General features: G+C 37.1%; 12 protein-coding genes and 1 pseudogene. 12 read left to right on the top strand and 1 reads right to left on the bottom strand.

Features of this window, described 5'->3' with window-relative positions; genetic code table 11:
* The first annotated feature begins 129 nt into the window (after positions 1 to 129).
* Together prfB and lysS are read left to right on the top strand one after the other, a co-directional pair.
* Positions 130 to 1228 (top strand): peptide chain release factor 2 gene (prfB, locus tag LDL57_RS11495; RefSeq protein ID WP_180558774.1). Its coding sequence is split into 2 segments (ribosomal slippage): positions 130 to 204 and positions 206 to 1228, totalling 1098 coding nucleotides; the frame shifts between segments, so codons are not numbered across the junction.
* Between the two features lie 9 nt (positions 1229 to 1237).
* A complete protein-coding gene (gene lysS, locus LDL57_RS11490; RefSeq protein ID WP_225505651.1) occupies positions 1238 to 2752 on the top strand; it encodes a lysine--tRNA ligase in 1515 nt (504 codons plus the stop codon).
* Between the two features lie 62 nt (positions 2753 to 2814).
* Here the strand turns inward: lysS and LDL57_RS11485 are convergent, their stop codons facing one another.
* Positions 2815 to 3468, bottom strand: coding sequence for an epoxyqueuosine reductase QueH (locus LDL57_RS11485; RefSeq protein WP_180558776.1), 654 nt, complete (start codon positions 3466 to 3468; stop codon positions 2815 to 2817).
* A gap of 714 nt (positions 3469 to 4182) precedes the next feature.
* On the opposite strand from LDL57_RS11485, the gene LDL57_RS11480 reads away from it, so the two are divergent.
* From LDL57_RS11480 to LDL57_RS17800, 10 genes and pseudogenes are all read left to right on the top strand, one after another.
* Positions 4183 to 6096 carry an enterotoxin gene (locus LDL57_RS11480; protein ID WP_180558777.1) on the top strand — a complete coding sequence of 638 codons (1914 nt, stop codon included), beginning with the start codon at positions 4183 to 4185 and terminating at the stop codon, positions 6094 to 6096.
* 1088 nt (positions 6097 to 7184) lie between these two features.
* Positions 7185 to 8633, top strand: a complete 1449-nt coding sequence (locus tag LDL57_RS11475) for an SH3 domain-containing protein (RefSeq protein ID WP_180558778.1) — start codon at positions 7185 to 7187, stop codon at positions 8631 to 8633.
* Between the two features lie 250 nt (positions 8634 to 8883).
* The gene (locus LDL57_RS11470; RefSeq protein ID WP_225505649.1) at positions 8884 to 10863 is read left to right on the top strand and encodes a hypothetical protein; all 1980 of its coding nucleotides are present in this window, start codon (positions 8884 to 8886) and stop codon (positions 10861 to 10863) included.
* The gene (locus tag LDL57_RS11465) at positions 10797 to 16097 is read left to right on the top strand and encodes a TcdA/TcdB pore-forming domain-containing protein (RefSeq protein ID WP_225505648.1); all 5301 of its coding nucleotides are present in this window, start codon (positions 10797 to 10799) and stop codon (positions 16095 to 16097) included. Before LDL57_RS11470 ends, LDL57_RS11465 begins: the two co-directional genes overlap by 67 nt.
* Positions 16098 to 16220: 123 nt before the next feature.
* Positions 16221 to 16352 carry a hypothetical protein gene (locus LDL57_RS17815; RefSeq protein WP_255653867.1) on the top strand — a complete coding sequence of 44 codons (132 nt, stop codon included), beginning with the start codon at positions 16221 to 16223 and terminating at the stop codon, positions 16350 to 16352.
* A 24-nt stretch (positions 16353 to 16376) separates the two neighbouring features.
* A complete protein-coding gene (locus LDL57_RS11460) occupies positions 16377 to 16529 on the top strand; it encodes a hypothetical protein (RefSeq protein ID WP_180558780.1) in 153 nt (50 codons plus the stop codon).
* Between the two features lie 247 nt (positions 16530 to 16776).
* Positions 16777 to 19818: a leucine-rich repeat domain-containing protein gene (locus LDL57_RS11455; protein ID WP_225505647.1), complete on the top strand. Its 3042-nt coding sequence runs from the start codon at positions 16777 to 16779 to the stop codon at positions 19816 to 19818.
* A complete protein-coding gene (locus LDL57_RS17810; RefSeq protein ID WP_180558782.1) occupies positions 19767 to 21542 on the top strand; it encodes a C80 family cysteine peptidase in 1776 nt (591 codons plus the stop codon). The genes LDL57_RS11455 and LDL57_RS17810 overlap by 52 nt, the downstream gene beginning before the upstream one ends.
* Positions 21509 to 22012, top strand: a complete 504-nt coding sequence (locus tag LDL57_RS17805; RefSeq protein ID WP_180558783.1) for a TcdA/TcdB pore-forming domain-containing protein — start codon at positions 21509 to 21511, stop codon at positions 22010 to 22012. Before LDL57_RS17810 ends, LDL57_RS17805 begins: the two co-directional genes overlap by 34 nt.
* Positions 22013 to 22038: 26 nt before the next feature.
* Positions 22039 to 23864: pseudogene (locus LDL57_RS17800) on the top strand (TcdA/TcdB pore-forming domain-containing protein).
* Positions 23865 to 23931: the final 67 nt, after the last annotated feature.

Here is a 23931-nt window from a genome sequence, read left to right as displayed (position 1 = left end):
GTTGCTAAAAGGGGTTATCATGAAGCATATTGACTGAAAAACTATAATCCCGCAATCAGATCCGCTACAATAGGCGGTTTATATTTTTATGACTTTTTAATGAAAATTACATAAATAAGATACAAGGGTATGTTTGAAATTAATCCAATAAAAAATCAAATTCAGGATCTGTCTGAGCGGACGAAGATCTTGAGGGGGTATCTTTGACTATGATGCCAAGAAAGAGCGTTTGGAAGAAGTAAACGCAGAACTTGAACAGCCTGATGTATGGAACGAACCTGAGCGAGCCCAAGCATTGGGTAAGGAACGTTCTTCTCTTGAAGCCATAGTAGAAACCATCGACGCGTTAATACAAGGTTTAGATGATGTATCTGGTTTGCTCGATCTAGCAATCGAAGCTGATGACGAAGAAACTTTTCATGAGGCGGTAGCAGAGTTAGCGCAATTGGAAGGAAAACTGGGGCAATTGGAATTTCGCCGTATGTTTTCAGGGCAGTATGACAGTGCTAACTGTTATCTTGATTTACAGGCAGGCTCGGGAGGAACGGAGGCACAAGACTGGGCTAGCATGTTAATGCGTATGTATCTGCGTTGGGCTGAGTCAAAAGGTTTTAAAACTGAGATTATTGAAGCGTCAGATGGCGATGTGGCTGGTTTAAAATCTGCCACGATAAAAATTATTGGTGAGTATGCGTATGGGTGGTTACGTACTGAAACGGGTGTTCATCGATTAGTGCGTAAAAGTCCTTTTGATTCAGGCGGTCGCCGCCATACTTCTTTTAGCTCAGCCTTTATTTATCCTGAAGTGGATGATGATATTGATATTGAAATTAATCCGGCGGATTTGCGTATTGATGTTTATCGAGCATCAGGGGCTGGTGGTCAACATGTTAATAAAACAGAGTCAGCGGTACGTATAACTCATATTCCAACTGGCATTGTTACTCAATGTCAGAATGACCGTTCACAGCATAAGAATAAAGATCAGGCTTTTAAGCAACTAAAAGCAAAATTATATGAGCTTGAGATGCAAAAGAAAAATGCCGATAAACAAGCATTAGAAGAAAATAAATCTGATATTGGCTGGGGTAGCCAAATTCGTTCTTATGTGCTGGATGATTCTCGAATTAAAGATCTACGTACAGGTGTTGAAAATCGCAATACCCAAGCGGTACTGGATGGTGATCTGGACAAATTCATTGAAGCCAGCTTGAAAGCTGGCTTATGAGGAAAAAAGATGTCTCAACAACAACAGGGTACTGATCAGGCCCTTGATTTAAATAATGAATTAAAAACTCGTCGAGAAAAACTGGCGGGATTGCGTAATAATGGCATTGCTTTTCCTAATGATTTTCGCCGGGAGTATTTATCTAGCGATTTACATGGTAAGTATGCGGATCAGGATGCGGAGCAGCTTACAGCACTGAATATTGATGTCTCTGTTGCCGGACGAATGATTACACGCCGTATCATGGGTAAAGCCTCTTTTGCTACCTTACAAGATATGGGGGGGCGCATTCAGATTTATATTTCTCGTGATGATTTACCTGAAAGGATCTATAACGAACAATTTAAGAAATGGGATCTGGGCGATATTCTCGGTGTTAAAGGTAAATTATTCAAGACCAAAACCGGCGAATTAACCATTCATGGTTATGAAGTTTATTTATTAACCAAAGCATTGCGTCCTTTACCAGATAAATTCCATGGGCTGGCAGATCAGGAAACGCGTTATCGCCAACGTTATCTTGATCTTATTGCTAATGATCGATCACGGCAGACTTTTATTACGCGTTCACGTGTGCTATCTGCTTTACGTAACTTTATGGTTAGTAAAGATTTCATGGAAGTTGAAACACCCATGATGCAGGTTATACCGGGTGGCGCAGCAGCTCGTCCATTTATTACTCATCATAATGCGTTAGATATTGATATGTATCTGCGTATTGCGCCAGAACTTTATTTGAAACGTTTAGTTGTTGGTGGATTTGAGCGAGTTTTTGAAATTAATCGTAATTTTCGCAATGAAGGTATTTCGCCGCGGCATAATCCAGAGTTTACCATGATGGAACTTTATATGGCTTATGCTGATTATAAAGATCTTATTGTATTAACCGAAGAATTATTCCGAACGGTAACTCAAGAAGTATTAGGTACATCTCAGGTAAAATATGGTGAGCATCTATTTGATTTCGGGCAGCCTTTTAGCAAAATGACCATGAAAGAAGCGATAGTCAAATATCGTGCGGAAACGGTGCTGGCTGATTTGGATGATATGACTAAAGCGACAGCGATCGCAAAATCACTAAATATTGAGCCAGAAAAAGGCTGGGGATTAGGTCGTCTACAATGTGAAATTTTTGAGGCAGTGGCAGAAAGCCATTTGATCCAACCGACATTTATTACGGAATATCCGGCAGAAGTGTCTCCCTTAGCTCGTCGTAATGATAATAATCCATTTATTACCGATCGATTTGAATTCTTCATTGGTGGTCGTGAAATTGGTAATGGTTTTTCTGAGCTTAATGATGCAGAAGATCAAGCCGAGCGCTTTGCACAGCAGGTTCGACAGAAAGATGAAGGTGATGATGAAGCCATGTTTTATGATGAGGATTATATCACCGCACTGGAGCATGGATTGCCACCAACGGCCGGTTTAGGTATCGGTATTGATCGGATGATCATGTTATTAACGGATAGCCATACAATTCGTGATGTTATTCTGTTTCCAGCATTACGGCCTGGTAAATAGCCTATTAGATTGCATAAACAATGCCTGGCTTTAGCCAGGCATTGTTATTTTTGTTCGATCTATTATTTGTCGGCAGTGTAATATTTAACCCCAATGCGAATAATTTCGCGTCCTTGTGAGCGCCGATGTTTATTGGTATCTCGCAGAGAATAGATACAACCGCAATATTCTTGTTGATAAAATTGTTCGCGCTTACTAATTTCAACCATTCTGGCTGAGCCGCCTTGCTTACGCCAGTTATAGTCCCAGTAAGTAAGGCCATCGTAATGGCTGGCAGCACGCTTACCACAATCATTGATTTGTTGCATATTCTTCCAGCGAGAAATGCCTAATGAACTGGAGATAATGCTAAAACCATGTTCAGCAGCGTAGAGCGCGGTACGCTCAAATCGCATATCAAAACACATAGTGCAACGAATTCCGCGCTCAGGTTCTTGTTCCATTCCTTTAGCACGGGTAAACCAGTTATCACTATCATAATCAGCATCAATAAACGGCACATTATGCTGCTCAGCGAAACGAATATTTTCGTTTTTGCGGATCTCGTATTCTCGTTGTGGATGAATATTTGGATTATAGAAAAAAATAGTATAATCAATACCTGAAGCACTTAGTGCTTCCATCACTTCACCTGAACAGGGAGCACAACAAGAGTGCAGTAATAATTTATTAGCGCCATTAGGCAGCGTTAGTTTAGGACGGGTAAATTTATCCATGGTTGCAAATTTTTATAGTAATCGATAATAGGGCTAATAATAACAGCAAGCAAGACATATATAATAGCCTTTTTATTTTTTGGGTCAAATTTGTTTGTTATGAGGCAAAGAAGATTTATGACTAGTGATAAGTGATAAAGGCATTCACTACATTTGACTTAAGCAGAAATTAAATTGACGTTGATTGATATAAAAATTTATTTTATTGGATATTAATACAATATTGGATAATTTTTCGTTCAGGAATTAAAGCATATAAATATCTAGTTAAATTAAAATACTTTTATATGAAATATTGTAATAAGATAATATTTCAACTATTGCAAGTGATAGAAAAAAGGAAGCTAAATAAAATTTAGTAATCAATATTTAGTGTAAAAGATTTTGCTAAAAATAGCGTGAATTAATTATAAATAAATAGCAAAAATTTATACTGAAATTGAATGTGTTAAATTAAAAGAGTAAGCGATAGAAAATTTTAATAAATTGTTAAATATTTTAATAACAGAATTTTTTATTGAAAAAATTGCTTTTTATCTGTTTTTGCATCGCAAAATATTGCTTTAGCAGATTATCTTGAGTTAAATAAACCAGCAACTGCCAACCTGTTCACAATTTCTTGATAAAGTTTTTGCTGTAATAACGCGTGTTACATGCTTTTGGACTTGATTTTTGCAAAATAACATAATTAAGTAGTCAATAGGAGTTTATTGCATGAGAGCATCGAGGGTCATTATATTAAGTCTATTTATATCATTATGTTTAGTAAAATCTTTACAAGCAAAAGAGTATCAATTAACGGGTAAAAATATCAATATTCTGTTATCCGATAAGACTAAAGATATATTAGTTTGGTTTAAAAATAACAAAAATAATGATGTCATTAAAGCCGATAATTTATTTGAGATTAGTTTTAATTCAGCAAAAAAATTAACTGAAAAGGATTTTAACTTGCAAAATATTAAGCAAGATAAAAATACCATCACAATAAATTATATTAGGAATAATATTAAAGTAACAACGATACTTGCTTTATATGATCAAGCAAATTTTGCTCGTTACGAAATCCGCATCACTGCTGAAAATAAACCCTTAAACATGAGTATGGTTTCATTAATGCCTTTTAAAACCCAAGCGCCTTTTGTTTATGGTTCAGTTGTTAGTTCTCCAATTATTAGTGATTCATTTTTTATTATTCCAGAAAATCCGTTAACCAATACCACGGCTTATGAAGGCGGTGTAACGCAAAAAATAGGGCAGGCCATTCCTTTACAACCCGCTCATACCCTCAGTTATAAAACTTATATTGGCACTTATAAAAGTGGCCAATTGCGTCGTCATGTTAATCAGTTTTTAAATGTTGTTCGTGCTCGTCCTTATAATCCGTATTTGCACTATAATTCCTGGCTTGATATTGGTTTTTTTAATCCTTATACCGAAAAGCAAGCATTACTACGTATTGAACAGTATGGCGAAGCGTTGGTTAATAAACGCGGTATTAAATTAAATGGTTATTTATTTGATGATGGATGGGATAATTTAAAAGGTAACTGGGGATTCAGTAGCAATTTTCCTAATGAGTTTAAGAAATTAAAATTAGCGGCCGAAAAATATCATGCGGCCTTAGGCATTTGGTTATCACCTTGGGGCGGATATAATAAACCACGCGATATTCGCGTTTCACATGCAGCTGAATTTGGTTATGAAATAATGGATGGTAAATTGGCTTTATCCGGTGCTAATTATTATGCCAATTTTCATAAACGTATTTTAGCGTTAATAAAACAACAAAATATTACTATGTTTAAATTGGATGGTACCGGCAACGCAGATAAGGTGATTCCAGGTAGCCCATTTACTAGTGATTTTGCTGCGGCAATCCATATGATTAGTGATATGCGAAAAGCCAATAATAATCTTTATGTTAACTTGACCACTGGCACCCAAGCGACACCATCCTGGCTTTTTTACGCTGATTCGATTTGGCGTGGTGGTGATGATGTCAACTATTATGGCCCCGGTCCTAAAGTACAACAATGGCTGACTTATCGCGATGCTGAAACCTATCGTTCAATTGTGATGAAAGGCCCATTATTTCCTCTTAATTCTTTAATGTTGCATGGTATTATTTATGCTAAACAAGCCAAATATCTTAATCGACAGTCTGAGCAGGACTTTGCTGATCAGGTTTGGAGTTATTTTGCTACCGGCACTCAGTTACAAGAATTGTATATTACGCCTGAGCTGTTGAGCGATAATAATTGGCATGTATTAGCTACTGCAGCAAATTGGGCCCGTGAAAATCAAGCTATTTTATTTGACAGCCATTGGATAGGTAGTGATCCGACCAAATTAGCGATCTATGGTTGGGCTGCCTGGAGTAATAATAAATCGATTATCAGTTTAAGAAACCCATCGGATAAACTCCAAGAATATTATTTGGATTTACAGCATGATTTAGAATTACCGGCTGGCGCGCCACAAAGTTATCAAGTTAGCCTAAATTATATTAGTAAAAATGGCAGTAAAAAACCGACTAAGATTAATAAATCAACATTAGTGACATTATCGCCTTTTGAAACGGTTGTTATGTTATTAGAGCCTGATAGAGAAAAAAAAGGACGATAAAATATTGGCTAGGATTTGCGCTTAAAAAGCATAATTCAGTTAATTAGCCTCAAAATACAAATACCTCCTTGTCCTTGTTGGCATGGAGGATATTAACAGTTCATTTTTTTATTTTAATTTAGTGTGAAATTTTACAGCTATCAACGTTGATAATGGTACTATCTGATTTTATGTTGGTAATTTCTTGGTATTCCTTGTTTGCTTTTATTATTGCTTCTTTTTGAATCACTCGTATTATAAGAGAAAAACCTATCCCATTCGCTTTGATCTATATTATTTGTATCAACCATGCTGCCAGTGCAATGATATTTTTTTCTTCCTCTAATGACGCAGTAGTTGTGGCTGAAAAGAAGCGTGGTAGTATAAAAATGATTGATAATATTAAGAATTTATTTTTCATGTAAAGAGTCATATTAATGTCCTATTGTTAATATAGTATTTTATTTACTTACGCTGGATATTCTTGTAAATAATAACCAAATTAATTTAAATCATTTGTTAACATTATGTGTAATTATATTTATTTTTTTATTAAATATAATTGGTGATATAATTGTAAATATTGCTGGTGAAAGATATTGCTAGACAATTTTCAGCTACTATTTTATCTATTGTTTTTTATTTTACCTATTATATCAAACTTCAAAATAGCAAATAATAGAATTAAAACCTGTTTTAATATGACAATAATTTAGTATGAAATTAATAAGTTATTTCCATGTTCAATATTCAATTATAAAAAAATAGATAAATGGTTATTTTTATCATTATCAATAATATGGGTATTAAAAATAAAATGATTTTACTATTTTTATAGTTAATGAAATTGTCCATTTTAATGCATTAAAAATGGATAATAAATATAAAAACTATCTTTTTTAATCGATTAACCATAAATACGATAAATTGTTCATTATCAGTAACCGACTAAATATTTTAAATTTACGATTTATTTGTTTTCATTATTTATAATAAATAGTGTAATATAATTTAAACAGTCATTTTAATTAAGCTTAATATTAAAATTTAAATAAGTTAGCATGACATGGATATAGTAAAAAGTAGTAAATCTCGAGGAGCTGGCATTAATGAAAAAGATTATTAGCTTTAGCATTCTGTTATTACTGATTGGTTGTGGTAATAAAACACCGCCTACATCGCCATCATTTAGTAATAAGCAAGATATTATCTTTATTGATCAAACCAAAAAACTTTTTCCAATTGCTAATTATCCCCAAAATAGCGCTCGCTGGATCCCGCCTCATGAACCGGGTTACCGACAACCATTTTTAACTGAAATACAACAAAAAGAGGCGTTCGATAACCTGTTAGCGCGCTATTTTGGGGAACAATCACCCTGGAATGGTAATTACATTCAGTCAGTTTTACAGGATGCACAGGATGTATCGGATGTAAAAAATGCGAAAAGAAATTTATCCCATTTTGCAGAAAAGTTTACTGCGCCTAATGTGAGTCACTATGGCGAAAATTTTCGCTTACTAGATGCTAACTGGAAAGCAAAAATGCAATATCGGGTATCCGTGCCGATAGCTGAGCATTTTACTGTTGCTGACCGAGGGATCACTTTGCGTGAAACCGCGGTAAGATTCCTACCAACGGCTTATCCTGCTTTTGAAGATCCGCGTGAAGCCGGTCAAGGTTATCCTTTCGATATGCTGCAAAACTCAGCCCTTCATCCAGCTGAACCGGTTTACATTGCGGCAGTAACAGCAGATAAATCTTGGAGTTTCATTATTTCATCAACGGTCATGGGATGGGTGGATAGCTCACATATTGCTAAAGCAAATAATCATTTTATCCAGCAGTGGACAGCCATGGCGAACAAAAAGCTGGCTGCGGTTATTAATGATAATGCCAGTTTTACTGATGAACAGGGCATTTTTAGATTTACCGCCCGTACGGGCACATTATTGCCATTAAAATTGATTAAAGGTAAAGCAAAGATTGTATTACCAGTATCGGATGGCAATGGTTATGCTGTTATTCGTTATGCACCACAGTTTGAACAACAAGTGCGTCAGGTACCTATCTTACCGACCGCCGAAAATATGGCACATATCATCCAATATATGCAAGGCAAGGATTATGGCTGGGGAAGTCTTTATGGTTTTAATGACTGTTCGGCGGAAGTGAGAAATCTTATGTTGCCTTTTGGTATTTTTCTGCCAAGAAATTCACTACCCCAATCGTTAATTGGTAAGCGAATTGACCTGAGCGATTATTCAACCAATGAACGGATTGCTTATTTGATGAAATATGGCCAGCCATTTAAAACATTAATCTATATACAAGGTCATATTATGTTGTATGTTGGTAACTCAAATTGGCAGGGGCGTCCTGTACCGATAATCTACCATAATGTATGGGGATTGAGACCCGCAGCGCCACCGAGTCGCAGTATTATTGGCCAGTCCGTTTTTCTGCCGCTGTTGGCTCAATATCCTGATGCACCAGAACTTGAATCACTGGCAAGCAAGCCGCTATTTATTATTAGCTATCTCGATCAAGCAGAGTGATGATGATTTGATAAATTTTTCCCTCGCCCCCTTTTATTAACGCAATGCAACTGCCAGTGGCAAATTAACAATCTTGCGGCTGGCAACAATTCTCTATTTGTTCATCCAGATGTTTGCTAACGCTTACTATTTTCTAGCAATCATTTATGTAATATTTGATGCAGTTAACATTCTTGAATAGCTCAATTGTTAAATTTTGCTAAATTAATAAGTCATTTTTAACAATTTACTTATCTTAGGATGGTGCATAATGGATCTATCACCTGCTTTATGGAGTCTAATCGCTCAATGGCGTGATTGGGCATCAGAACCAAATATTGATCCATCGGAACAGAGAGAGACTGCATTAAACAGAGTTTTTGACTGTATCATTAAAAAAGATCCACATCTTGATTTATCCCACTTGTCTTTAACTTCGTTGCCTACCTTACCAGAATGGTTAATAACATTAGATATTCATAATAATCAGTTAACCACACTGGCCGCTAATTTGCCCAAAACATTAACTCATTTGGATGCAGGTAAAAATCAATTAACTAGCTTGCCTGAGCATCTACCTGAAACATTAATAGAAATAAGGGTTGATCATAATAAGTTAACTAGGCTACCTGATAATCTGCCAAAAAACTTATCTATGTTAAATGCTGATCATAATCGATTAAGTAGTTTGCCTGAGCATCTGCCTGACGGATTATCAGTATTAGATGTTAGTGATAACCAATTGACGACTATACCTCATAATTTACCCCTATCATTAACCATTTTGTCTGTTAATAAAAATAACCTCGAAAGTTTGTCTGATAATCTACCAAATAACCTATTTTATCTTGATGCCAGCGACAATCCATTGACTGCTTTACCTAATAAATTACCATTTAAGCTAGAAAAATTAATGGTTAATAACGCATTTTTGACCGCATTACCAAATACTTTGCCTGACGAGTTATACCATCTAAGTGTCAGCAACAATCAAATAACCGCGCTGCCCACTAAACTTCCGCCTAAGTTACAAGCACTGACAATCGATATCAATCAGTTAAGCGTATTACCCAATCAACTGCCAGCACTATTAAGAATGCTGAATGTAGCATCTAATAAATTAACAAGCTTACCGCAAGTCTTGCCCGTAGATTTAATTGTGCTGGATGTTAGTCATAACCAATTAAAAGCACTGCCTAAAATTTTACCAAACAACTTACTTACCTTACTCGCTAATGATAATCAACTGGCCTCGCTACCATTTTTACCACGAGATTTAAATATTGTTAAAGTTTATGGTAATCAGTTAAAAAATATACCCGATCAACTACCACCTTGGTTAACAGTATTAGATATTGGTGATAACCAATTAACGGCCATTCAAGGCGCTTTACCGGATGAATTAAAACTGTTAAATGTTAGTCGAAATCAGCTAAAAAAATTGCCTGACCATTTACCAGATTCTTTAGTAGAAATTGATGCGAGTTATAATGAACTAGTTTCACTACCTGATAAATTGTCTGCTGCATTAAACCGCTTATTGATTGCCGGCAATCAATTAACTTGGCTAGGCAGGAATTTGCCGCGCGGGCTCACCCAATTAGATGTTAAGCGCAATCAACTAAAGGCGTTACCCGAGGACTTGCCAGATGGCATCACTGAATTAGATGTTAGCCACAATCAATTAAGGGTATTTCCTGATCATATACCCACATCACTAGAAATTTTGGATGCCAGCTATAACAAATTTGTAAGCTTGCCTGCTCATTTACCGCCAAGCTTACAATATCTTGTTGCTCACCATAACCAACTCAATTTGCTGCCTGATCCATTACCTTTTAACCTTAACATTCTGATTGTTAATAATAATGAATTAACTCAATTGCCGGAAGTTATGCCTGTTTTTTTACAGCAGATCGTGGTACATAATAATCAATTAACTGAATTGCCGCATTTTTTTGAAAATTTATCCTATCTTGATGCAAGTTATAACCGGTTAACTGAGTTTCCTGCACATTTGCCTACTGATGTGGTGACTCTTATTCTGCATAATAATCAGTTACCAGCTTTACCTGCTCATTTATTCCAAGATCTGATTTTTTTGATGTACATAATAATCAGATCACTAGCTTACCTGACCATCTGCCTTTACTGTTGCAGTACAGTGACTTTAGTGGTAACCCATTGGACTCAATACCTACTCGTTTTCCATTGCAACTCCAACAATCGCGTGACGACGAGCATAGTATAGATATTTCAGAGGAGGAGTTACTTCATTGGGCACATGATAAATATATTAGTGCTGATGAATATCACGGCAGAAATATTGCAGTAAAAAGAATAAACGCTTGCATTAATGATAATAATAGTAAGTCACTTGATTTATCCGGTTTACATTTAACCCGTTTACCGGCTCATTTGCCTGCAAGCATTACCGAACTTAGAATCAACAACAATCAACTGTCGGTTTTGCCGACTAGCTTGCCAGCGAATCTAAAATATTTATATGCGGCAGATAATCAGTTAAATGCTTTACCGGGCAATCTGCCTAATTCCTTAATTTATCTTGATGTTAGTGGCAATAAACTGACGGCTTTGCCGAATACGTTGCCTATTATGTTACAACATTTAGATGGTCATAATAATTTATTGACCTATTTGCCAACTAATCTACCCAATATTTTAATTACCTTGGATGTTAGTCATAATCAACTGATATCCCTGCCAAATAATTTATCAAATAAATTAAAGAAACTCGATATTAGTGATAATCAATTAACAGCCTTACCTGACAGTCTGCCTAATCAATTAGGGCATCTTAATGTCAGTTATAATCAATTGGGAATAATGCCAGGAAGCTTGTCTAATAAATTAAAATACTTAGATGTTAGTCATAACAGATTAACCACTTTATCTAATCATCTATCTGACAAACTAAGATACCTTAATGTTAGTGATAATGAGCTAACGGTTTTGCCGCCTAATCTGCCGGCTAAATTAAAATATTTGAATGTTAACAGTAATCAGTTGAAAGAATTACCCGCTCACTTCCCTAATAAACTACTTTTTCTTGATATTGATAACAATCCGCTCACTAGTGATCATGCCGCTATTTCCATTGCGGCTATTGAAAGCAAGCAGACTGCACAATTATCTAAGTTATTCAGGCCTATATATGAATTAATTCCAGAATGGTTCAAATGGTTAGATCAAGCCCCCACAAAGGAAGCCAATGCTAGAGAAATTGCCGTTCATCGAATGATTGATTGTCTTTGTTTGCAAGAACGATCACTTGATTTATCCAACTTAAATCTTACTAGCCTTCCCGCTCATGTACCTTACAATCTGATATCATTAAATGTTAACGATAACCAACTTGCAGTGTTACCGGCGGAACTCCCATCCACTATCCAAAAGCTTTATGCTTCTAATAATCAGTTAACTTCTCTGCCTGTTAACCTACCTGAAAGGTTAATACTATTGGATGTTAACCATAACCAGTTAATGGCGTTAGGCAATAATTTGCCAACCACGTTGCTCGGTATAGATATTAGTAACAATCAATTGATTCGATTACCGAATAATTTACCAGCTGGTTTACTATTACTGAATGCCAATAATAACCAATTAACCTTCTTACCTGATAGCCTGCCGGCCAGTTTAACGCATCTGTTCGTGGGTAATAATGAATTAAAAACGTTAACTAACTATTTGCCAAATTCATTAATCAGGATTGATGTCAGTAATAATCAACTTACAGCCTTGCCTGATCATATTCCTGATAAATTAATAAAATTTAACTTTACGAAAAATCAACTCAGTGCTGAGTCGATATATCTGCCTATTAACCTTCGCTTGACTGATTCTAGTCGGGATTATGCTAGCTTGAACTTTGATCGTAAGGTATCAGATTGGCAACTGCCAGCAGTGAGTTTTCAGCATGAAGGTGAAAGCAGTCGTTTCGATGGCCAATTAATTATCCAACTGGAAGATGATCTACTAGTGAGAGAGGCGGCGAGTAAATTATTTAAAAAACATCCGCAAATATCGGTTTTAGTGCAACTGGATAGTGAGGGAAATAGTTTTAAGGTGCATGGCAATATCGAGCATTTGCGGCAGCAAACTAAGCAGCACTGGCAGTTAGTTGGCCATGGCCGTAGCCTGCCTGATGGAGAATATGTCAGCCTGGCCTGGCGTGAGGCTAAATCGCTGGCACAGCAATTAAAACAATTGGCGATAGATTTGCAGATAACTATTTCGCCCAAACATATCAATCTGGTGGGTTGTTCGTTGGCAGACGATCAGCAGCAAATCAGTTATGTCAAACAATTTGCTGTAGCCTTAGATGAAACGATTCGACCCTATTCTGTCTCTGCTTATTCGTCTAAGCTGATGGTCAATAATGAGGGCAGAAAACGATTGATAGAAACGGGTAATAAAACCACGCTGTTTTTTAATAATGAGAAAAATGACTGGCATATAGAGAAGGTGGCCGGTAAAACCGTTAATAACCTGGCAAAATCAGCGATTGAACCCGCGACCTTAGGTGCTCCTGCCAGGCTGGAGTCTATCTCTTATAAATTAATGTCTTTCATTAAGCAGGCTGAACAATTTCAGTCGATTATGAGTCAGTTTTATCATTATCATCGCTTGTCGCTACAAAAGTGGGTACCGCTTTTTACTAGTTTAAGCAAAAGTAAAATGCAGCCGGGCAGTTATGATTTACATTTTATTCATAATGAGACCCATCAATTGAAGAAATTAATTACTAATAATAAACATATTATTGATTTTATTAATAAATTTAATCAATATTTGGAAATGATTATTAAAGTTTATTATTACAACGGTAAAACATTAGTTTTGCGGGGTAATATGACAGATGTTGATAGTGTGCATGGATTAAATGCCGCTTTCCTGCTCAAAGAATTGATCCCCTGGTTTGCCAATAAACATCGGCTTGGTGTGATGGATAATGAGTTATCAGAAACCCTCAGTATGGCACTGAATATACACACTTATCTCAATTTGACACAAATAGTGCACGGGACAGTGGAAGATACATTAAGGTTGGTTAATTTATATCAAATGGCTGCCTACCAGGGGCAGCAGGCAACAAAAGGATTATTTAGCCCGTTGTTTTATGGCAGCTACGTTTTAGCAGGTGTCTTTAATATTGCCAGTATTGTTTTGGATAGTATTGAATTAGCGCATGCGCAAAATGATCTGCAACGAGTGGTTTTTAGTGCTCAGTTAGGGGTTGATATTACTAATTTAGTGGTTGTTGGCATAGGAATAGGGGCTAGCATGCTAGGGGCAACCACAGTTGCTACTTTTACTGGTGCGTTAGCTGTCCCATTAGCAGGGGTAGGGATCGGCGTCACTGCGTTGGCTGAAGCGTTTGGTAAGGTAACCCATAGTGTTCAGATAGTCGGCAACTATTTTGCCGATATCGATTTGGCTTATCAAGATGGTGGCTATCGGCGGATAACGAAAAAAATCACTGACAGTGATGCGGTTATCACAATTATGCAGCCGATTCCAGGCGCCGTCATTACTGAACTGGACTTACGACACAATACACTGACTTATGATAGCCAATATCTTTATCGTAATGATCCTACTTATTCCAGCGGATCAGGCCACAGTAATTATTTCTTGTTCTGGCCCAATCGAGGCGTAAATCGAGATAAAAGCCAGGCGATCAATATTCGACAGGGATTGGGCTATCAAAGTAGTCAATCCAACTTTAAGTCAGGTGATGATGTTCTGATCCTGCCAGGTACGCCGATTACCTACCTAGATTATGCCTATATGATCTTACCTTTTGTCACCACACGTGATGATAGAGGTTTTGCTCTATTAAGAAAACTGGAAGAAGACGGTCGGTTTGATTTCGATTTTTATGCTTTTCCCGGTGAACGGGCAATCTATCGGATTATACCCAATTATGTGGCAACCCCGATTAAAGTGATTTTAGACGATCGCGATCGGAACTTGGTGCTACCTACATTACCGGTCGAGTTTCAGCATTATATTAGTTATCAGTTGATTGGTGGTGAAGGAGAATATCGGATTAGCTTAGCGAGAGGCGTGTCAATAACCTTACAATCAAATCATGCCAATACGCGTTGGCTATTGGATGCACGTTATCTTGAGTTGGGCACTAATATGCAGGTTAGCGAAGAGGGTAACTATCTCTATATAGATAATGTTATTGTCACGTTACCAAAAAATGCCAGTCGGATTACGGTGATAAATAAACAGGGAACCTTCGTCTTTGATGAAAATAGTCAGCAAATGCATATCATTCATATGGATGCGATGCATTTCAATAATAGTGATTCACTGGATGAATATCTAAAAATGTTAGCCAATATTCAGGATCATCCAACTCCATTTGTCATCATCGATCACTATCAACCAGATAATGCTGTTGGACATGTCGGCAGAGCTTATTATGAAACCGCCCGTAGCCGTATGATTTATACCAATCGGCCAGATGCAGCGGAATTTCTCAGTCAAGCGATGTTAGCCAAAGTTGACGGTGATAAAGCCTGGTTTTATCGCGATACCGCTATTTGGCAGGTAGAAATTAGTACGGGGCAGTTATTGCGGCAATATCTGCCATTTAGTTTTCCTGTGGTAAATGATGCCGCTATTCGTAGCTATACGATTCAGGGAAATGGTCAATTGCTGTTTGTGATTGAGCAAAATGGCATGCGTTGTGTTTATACCGTTGAGGATAGTGCGCTGAATTTGGTTGCGATTAATGGTAGTAAAGCTCTGTTAAACCTGTTAAATCGGCTCAAACAGCTGGTAGATTTTGTTGGCCAAAATAAAAAACCAGAGTTGTTGTTATCTGAACATAATCAATTTGGTGCCTCTCCAAGCTTTGATATGCATCACTTAGATAAGCTTGCTTCATCAGCCGCTTTTATTCCCAGCCAACTGGCAAAAATAGTCTATTTATCGGGTTATAATGGCGGGCAAGAGCAGCATTATTGGTTAATAACTGAGGGTAAGAATGCAAACAAGATGATCCGTTTAAACTTAGTCGCTCAATCAAAGAGTGATGAGCTACCCCATGGCGATGAGGTGATTGCCAACCAAGCGCACTCGTCAACATCGCTGTCAGAATTTATTCTTGTGGCAACCACGACAGGGGAGTCAACCGGTTATTATTTTTATAATCCACAAACACATGCTCTCTATTTTCAACCAGATAATGGTTTGTCCAATAGCCAGGCGCAATTGGTTGCGAGTAATATTCGATCACTTTTTCCCATTAATAATAAATTATTTTGTCAGCGAGAAGATGGGATATTTAGTTTATTGGATAACCAGGGGAAAAATATCTTAATTGGGATTTCTCAGGATTGGTTACGTAAGCATAATGACAATGTTATATTAGATTTGCATAAACTGATTAATGGGATGCCAGATTCAGCTGATTACATCATGTTGCAGGGTTTACAGGATTGAGATGGAAATCCGATAAGAGGTTGGTATGATAGTAAAGCCGGTCGAATAGTACAAGCGGGAAGTAGTTTAGATGCTAATCATGATCTGGTTTATTTAGGTCTATCAGAAGATCGGCAGGAAGCATTGATTTATGATAATGACGAACAGCAGCAATATCGTTTTTTGCAACCCGCCAACGTCACATTGACGCCGACAGAAAATGGACTTTTGATCTCAGATATTCCGACAGATCCTTTATGGGCCGCTTTTGCTTAGTGGTCTTTCCGGATAATCGTTATTTTGTTGTTAAGACCGGCAGCGCCACTGGGTCGCAGTATTATTGGCCAATCAGTTTTTCTGCGGCTCTTGGCACAATATCCTGATGCATTAGAACTTGAATCACTGGCAAGCAAGCCGCTATTTATTATTAGTTATCTTGCTCAAGCGGAGTGATGATATGATAATTTTTTAATGCACTCTTCTATGCGCGCAATGCAACTGCCAGTGACAAATTAATAATCTTGTGGCTAGCAACAATTCGCTTTTTATTCATTCCATTTTTTGCCAACACTTGCCATTTTCTATCAATCATTTTATGCAATATTTGATGCAGTTAACATTCTTGAATAGTTCAATTGTTAAATTTTGCTAAATTAATAAGTTGTTTTTAACAATTTACGTGCATTTGGATGGCAAAATTATGGATATAACACCTGCTCTTTTGGAGTTAGTAACAGAATGGCGAGATTTGGCATCAGAACCAGATATCGATCCAATGGAACGGAGAGACATTGCGCTAAATAGACTTTTGAGTTGTATTAACGAAGATAATTCATGGCTGAATTTAGCTGGTTTGTCTTTGACTTCGTTGCCTGATTTACCGGAATGGATTACACAATTAAATATTAATGATAATCAGTTAACCACGCTGCCCAATAATCTACCAAAACAATTAACCAATTTGAATGCGGGTAACAATCAATTAACCAGCTTGCCTGAACATCTACCTGACACATTACTTGAATTAAATATTCAGCATAATAGGCTGACTTGGTTACCAGATAAGCTACCAAAAAAATTAACCATATTAAATGCTAACCAAAATGAATTAAGTAGCCTGCCTGATCAACTGCCCACAAAATTATCAATATTAAATGTTAATGATAATGAATTGACCGTATTACCGAGTAGTTTACCAACATTTTTAAGCATTTTGTATGTGGATAAAAACAATCTGGAGAGCTTGCCTGATAAGCTACCAAGTAACATATTTGAACTCAAAGCTAATGATAATCCATTGACTGCATTGCCTAATCAGTTGCCATATTGGCTAGAAAGATTAGAGGTTAATGGGGCATATTTAACGGCATTACCAAGCATGCTTCCTAACAAGTTATGCTCTCTTTATGTCAACAATAACCAGATAACCGCGCTGCCCGCTAAACTTCCAACTCACTTACAAGAACTTAAACTCGATAAAAATCTGCTAAGCACATTACCCCCTCAACTGCCAAAAATGTTGAAAGTGCTTAGTGTAGCAGATAATAAATTACAGAAACTGCCAGATGAGTTGCCAAGTAATTTAATTAACCTTGATGTTGGTAATAATCAGTTAAAAAAGCTGCCGGAAATTTTACCGCATGAATTACGTAGCTTACGCGCTAATGACATTCTACTGACTTTGCTACCATCAGATTTACCCAGTGAATTAAAAATTCTTAAACTTTGCGGCAATCAATTAAAATTTTTACCTGATAAATTACCAGCAGGCTTAATAGTATTGGATGTTGGTGATAATCAATTAACTGCTTTACCCGTCGATTTGCCGGCTAATTTATTCATATTATATGCTAATCGAAATCAACTAACAAAATTGCCTGACCATTTACCAAATTCAATAACCGCGCTTAATGCCAGTTATAATCAGTTAGTTTCACTAACCATTAAATTACCTGACTTGTTACAAATTTTATCTCTGGCGGGTAATCAATTAACTTCATTATCCAGTGAGTTGCCGGCCGGGCTTACCGAATTCTATCTTGAGCATAATAGATTAACTGTGCTACCTGAGGGTTTACCAGACGGGATAGAAACATTAGTTGTTAGCCATAATCTATCAACGACATTACCCGATGCTTTACCCTCATCACTAATCACGTTGGAAGCTTGCTATAATAAACTTACCAGTTTGCCTAATAGTTTATCGGATAGCATACAATATCTTATTGTTAGCCATAATCAACTCTTTTTGTTGCCCGATCGGTTACCTGGCGACCTTGTGACATTGATTGTTAATAATAATCAATTAACTCAATTACCTCCAATTATGCCTCCTTCCTTAGAGCATATTGTGCTATATCATAACCAATTAACCGAATTACCGCATTTTTTTGATGATGTAGAATACCTTGATGCCAGTTATAACCGATTAACAGAATTTCCCCCTGATTTGCCCGATGAATTGATTACGCTTATTCTGCATAATAATCATTTGCAGGCTTTACCTGCCCATTTATCCGAAGATTTGGTCTTTTTTGATGTACATAATAATCAGATAGTCATCTTACCTGAGCATCTGCCTTTAGAGTTGGAGTACAGTGACTTTACTGGTAATCCCTTGGATTCAATACCTACTCGTTATCCATTGCAATTCCCTCAATGGCATAGCGTTGAGCATAGTATAGACATTTCAGAAGAGGAGTTACTTGATTGGGCTGCTGATAAAAATATTACGCATGACGAAGCTAATAGTAGAGATGTTGCGCTTGAAAGAATAATGGATTGCATTAAGGATAATAATAGTCAGTCACTTGATTTATCTGGTTTATATTTAACCCGTTTACCGGATAATTTGCCTGCAAGCATTACCGAACTTAGAATCAACAACAATCAACTATCGGTTTTGCCGACTAGCTTGCCCGCCAATCTAAAATATTTATATGCGGCAGATAATCAGTTAAATGCTTTACCGGGCAATCTGCCTAATTCCTTAATTTATCTTGATGTTAGCGTCAATAACCTGACCGCTTTGCCGAATACATTGCCTATTATGTTAAAACATTTTGATGGTCATAATAATTTATTGACCTCTTTACCAACTCATCTGCCTGATATTTTAATTACTTTGGATGTTAGTCATAATCTGCTACAATCTCTGCCAGATAATTTATCTAATAGATTAAAAAAACTCAATATTGGTGATAATCAATTAACTGTTTTACCTGACAGTCTACCCAATCAGTTAGGGCATCTTAATGTCAGTTATAATCAATTGGGAATAATGCCAGGAAGCTTGTCTAATAAATTAAAATACTTAGATGTTAGTCATAACAGATTGACCACTTTATCTAATCATCTATCTGACAAACTAAGATACCTTAATGTTAGTGATAATGAGCTAACGGTTTTGCCGCCTAATCTGCCGGCTAAATTAAAATATTTGAATGTTAACAGTAATCAGTTGAAAGAATTACCCGCTCACTTCCCTAATAAACTACTTTTTCTTGATATTGACAATAACCCGATCATTATGGGTCATGTCCCTCTTTCTGTTACTGATATTGAAATAAAACAGGGAGCTCAATTACCTGAGTTATCCCGCTCTAAAGGTGAATTAATTTTAGAATGGTCAGAATGGTTAGTACGAGCACCGGCAAAGGAAATGGTTGGTAGAAAAACCCATTTGATCGAGTGGTTGATTGTCTTCGTTCGCAAGAACGATCCCTTGATCTATCAAACTTAAATCTAACCAGCTTACCGGATTATCTCCCCGATAATCTGTTATCACTAAATATTAACGGCAACCAATTGACGTCGTTGCCAGCTCATCTGCCAGCCACCATCGAGATGTTATATGCTTATAATAATCAGTTAACTTCTCTACCAGATACGCTGCCTAAAGGGTTAATACAATTGGATGTAAGCCATAACCGGTTGGCAGAGTTAGCAAATAAATTGCCAGCCACTTTGGCCAGTTTAGATATTAGTTACAATCAATTGATTCGCTTATCGGATAATTTGCCTGCTCAATTACAATTGCTTAATGTCGATAATAACCAATTAACCTTTTTACCTGATAGCCTGCCGGCAAATTTAACCAACCTGATTGTAAGTAATAATAAATTAAAAATATTAACCAATTATTTGCCCAATTCATTAATAAGGATTGATGCCAGTAATAACCAACTTATTGCCTTGCCTGATCATATTCCAGATAAATTAATAAAATTTAACTTTACCGGAAATCAACTCAAAGCTGAGTCAATTCATCTGCCAATTAATCTTAGCCTGGATGGTTCAATTTGGGATTATGCTACATTGATCTCTGCTCGTGTGGTGTCAAGTTGGCAACGGCCAGCTGTGAATTTTCAGCATGAAGGTGAAAGTAGCCGGTTTGATGGTCAATTAATTATACAACTGGAAAATGATTCGATAGTAAGAGAAGCGGCGAGCCAATTACTAAAAAAACATCCGCAAATATCGGTTTTAGTGCAGCTGGATAGTGAGGGAAATCGTTTTACGGTGCATGGCAATATCGAGCATTTGCGGCAGCAAACTCAGCAGCGCTGGCAGTTAGTTGGCCATGGTCGAGATAGCCTCCTTGATGGAGAACATGTCAGCCTGGCCTGGCGTGAAGCTAAACCGCTGGCACAGCAGTTAAAACAATTGGCGACGGATTTGCAGATAACTATTTCACCGAAACATATCAATCTGGTTGGTTGTTCGTTGGCTGACGATCAGCAGCAAACCAGTTATGTCAGACAATTTGCTGAAGCTTTAGATAAAACGATTCGACCCTATTCTGTCTCTGCCTACTCTTCCAGGCTGATGGTCAATGATGAGGGCAGAAAACGATTAACAGAAACGGGTAATAAAACCACGCTGTTTTTTAATCATGATAATAATCATTGGTTTATGGAGAATGTGCCCGGTAAAACAGCCAACAGCCTGACGAAAAAAGAGATGGAAAAAGTAGCCTTAGGTGATCCTGCTGGGTTAGACTCTGTATCTTATAAATTATTGTCTTTCATTAAATTAGCTGAACAATTTCAGTCCACTATAAGCCAGTTTTATCATTATCATAAATTGTCGCTACAAACCTGGGTGCCGTTTTTCGCTAGTTTTACTAAGAGTAAAGCGCAACTGGGCAGTTATGATTTACAGTTTATTAATAATGAAACTAATCAAATAAAGAAATTAGTCACAAATAATAAACATATCATTGATTTTATTAATAAATATAATCAATATCTGGCAATGGTTATGAAAGTGTATCATTACAACGGAAAGACATTAGCTTTGCGAGGTGATATCACTGATGCAGATAGTGTACATGGATTAAATGCGGCTTTTCTCATCAAAGAATTGATCCCCTGGTTTGCCAATAAAAAAGGCTTGGGGTGGTGGATCATGAGTTATCAGAAACCCTTAGTATGGCGCTGGATATACATACGTATCTCAATTTGACGCAAATAGTGCATGGAACAGTAGAAGATACATTGCGGTTGGTTAATTTATATCAACTGGCTGCCTACCCCGGACAGCTAACTACGAAAGGATTATTGAGCCCATTGTTTTATGGTAGCTATTTTCTAGGGGGGGTATTTAATATTGCCAGTATTGTTTTGGATAGTATTGAGTTAGCTAATGCGCAAAATGATCTGCAACGGGCGGTTTTTAGTGCTCAGTTAGGAGTTGATATTACTAATTTAGCCGTAATTGGCATAGGAATCGGTTCTGGCATGCTGGGGGCAACTACCGTTGCTGCATTTACTGGCGCCTTATCTGTACCACTGGCAGGGTTAGGCATAGGCATCACCGCGTTGGCAGAAGCGTTTGGTAACGTCACTCACAATGTACAGATAGTAGGCAACTATTTTGCTGATATTGATTGGGCTTATAAGCAGGGTGGTTATCGGCAAATAAAAAAAAAATAGCTGACAATGTTGCGGTTATTACTTTTATGGAGCCGATCCCTGGGGCAGTCATTACCGAACTGGACTTACGGCAAAATAAACTCACTTTTGATAGCCAGTATCTCTATCGTAATGATCCTACTAATACGGTTGGGTCAGGAAGAAGTGATTATTTTGTGTTTTGGCCCAATCGAGGCGTAAATCAAGATAAAAGCCAGGCGATCAATATTCGAAACGGCTTAGGCTATCAAAGTAGTCAATTCAACTTTAAACCGGGTAATGATGTTCTGGTTCTGCCAGGTACTCCTGTTACCTATTTAGATTATGTATATATGATTTTACCCTTTGTCACTGCTCGATATGATAGGGGATTTGATATATTAAGAAAACTGGAAGAAGATGGTCGGTTTGACTTTGATTTTTATGCTTTTCCCGGTGAACGGGCAATCTATAGGATTATTCCAGATTATGTTGCAACCCCCATTAAAGTGATTTTGGACGATCGCGATCGGGATTTGCTGATCCCTGCATTACCAAAGGATTTTCAACGCTATATCAGTTATTAGTTGGTGGCGAAGGAGAATATCGGATTAGTTTAGCAAAAGAGGCGTCAATAACTTTGCTATCAAATCATGCCAATACACGTTGGGTATTGGATGCCCGTTATCTAAACCCGGGCACCAATATGCAGTTTAATAAAGTGGATAACGATCTCTATATAGATAATGTAACAATAACATTACCAAAAAACGCCAAACAGATTAAGGTGATAAATAAACAGGGAACTTTCATTTTTGATGAAAAAAATCAACAAATGCGACTCATTAATGTGGATGGATCGCATTTTAATAATAGAGATTCACTAGATAAATATCTAAAAATGTTAGCCAATAGTGAGTCACTCTCTTCGGCATTTGTGATCATCAATCACTATCAGCCAGAAGGTGGCAAAGGTGAAGTGGGTAGAGCCTATTATGATACGGCTCGTAACCGTATGATTTATACTAATCTGCCAGATGCGGCGGAATTTCTCAGCCAAGCGGTTTTAGCTAAAGTTGAAGGCGATAAAGCCTGGTTTTATCGCGATACGGCTATCTGGCAGGTAGAAATTAGCACTGGACAGCTATTGCGGCAATATCTGCCATTTGGTTTTCCTGCTGTAGGTAATGTAGCTATTACTAGCAATACCATCCAGGGAAATGGCCAATTATTATTTGTGATTAATCATGACAATGGAATGCGCTGTGTCTATACTGTTGAGGATGCAGCGCTGAACTTGGTTGCAATTAATGGTAGTAAAGATCTGCTGAATCAATTAGATAATTTTAAACAGTTGATGGATTTTACTGGACAGAATAAAAATACTGCCACGTTATTATTATCCGAAGCTACCCAGTTTGGTAATTCCTCACCTATTAAAATTGATACTATTTCTAAGCTTATCTCCACAGCCGAGCTTGTTCCGAGCCGGGTTGCTGAAGTGCTCTATTTATCTGGTTATATTGACAAACAGAAACAGCATTACTGGTTAATACCCACAGCAAACCATGGACATAAAGTAATTCGTTTAAATCTGCCAACTTTAGTTGAGCAGGAGGAGGTACCGCTGCCTAATGATGATACTATTGTTAATCAATCGCTGTCGTTAGCACCGCTGTCAGAATTTATTCTTGCTGCGACCACGATGGGGGAGTCGCCCGGTTATTATTTTTATAATTTCCAAAAACATACCCTCTATTTCCAACCAGATGATGGTTTATCCAATAATCAGGCGCAATTAGTCGCGACTAATATTAAAACGCTTTTTCCTATCAATAATAAATTATTTAGTTTGCGACAAAATGGGATATTCAGTTTGTTGGATAACCAGTGAAGAAATGTATTACTTGGGGTTTCACAGGACTGGTTACGTCAGCATAGTGTCGATGTCACGTTAGAGT

This window comes from Arsenophonus apicola (genome assembly GCF_020268605.1).
GTDB classification, from domain to species: Bacteria; Pseudomonadota; Gammaproteobacteria; order Enterobacterales; family Enterobacteriaceae; genus Arsenophonus; species Arsenophonus apicola.
Note: the sequence above shows the minus strand (reverse complement) of the source record. Positions and strands in the feature narration are given on the sequence as shown.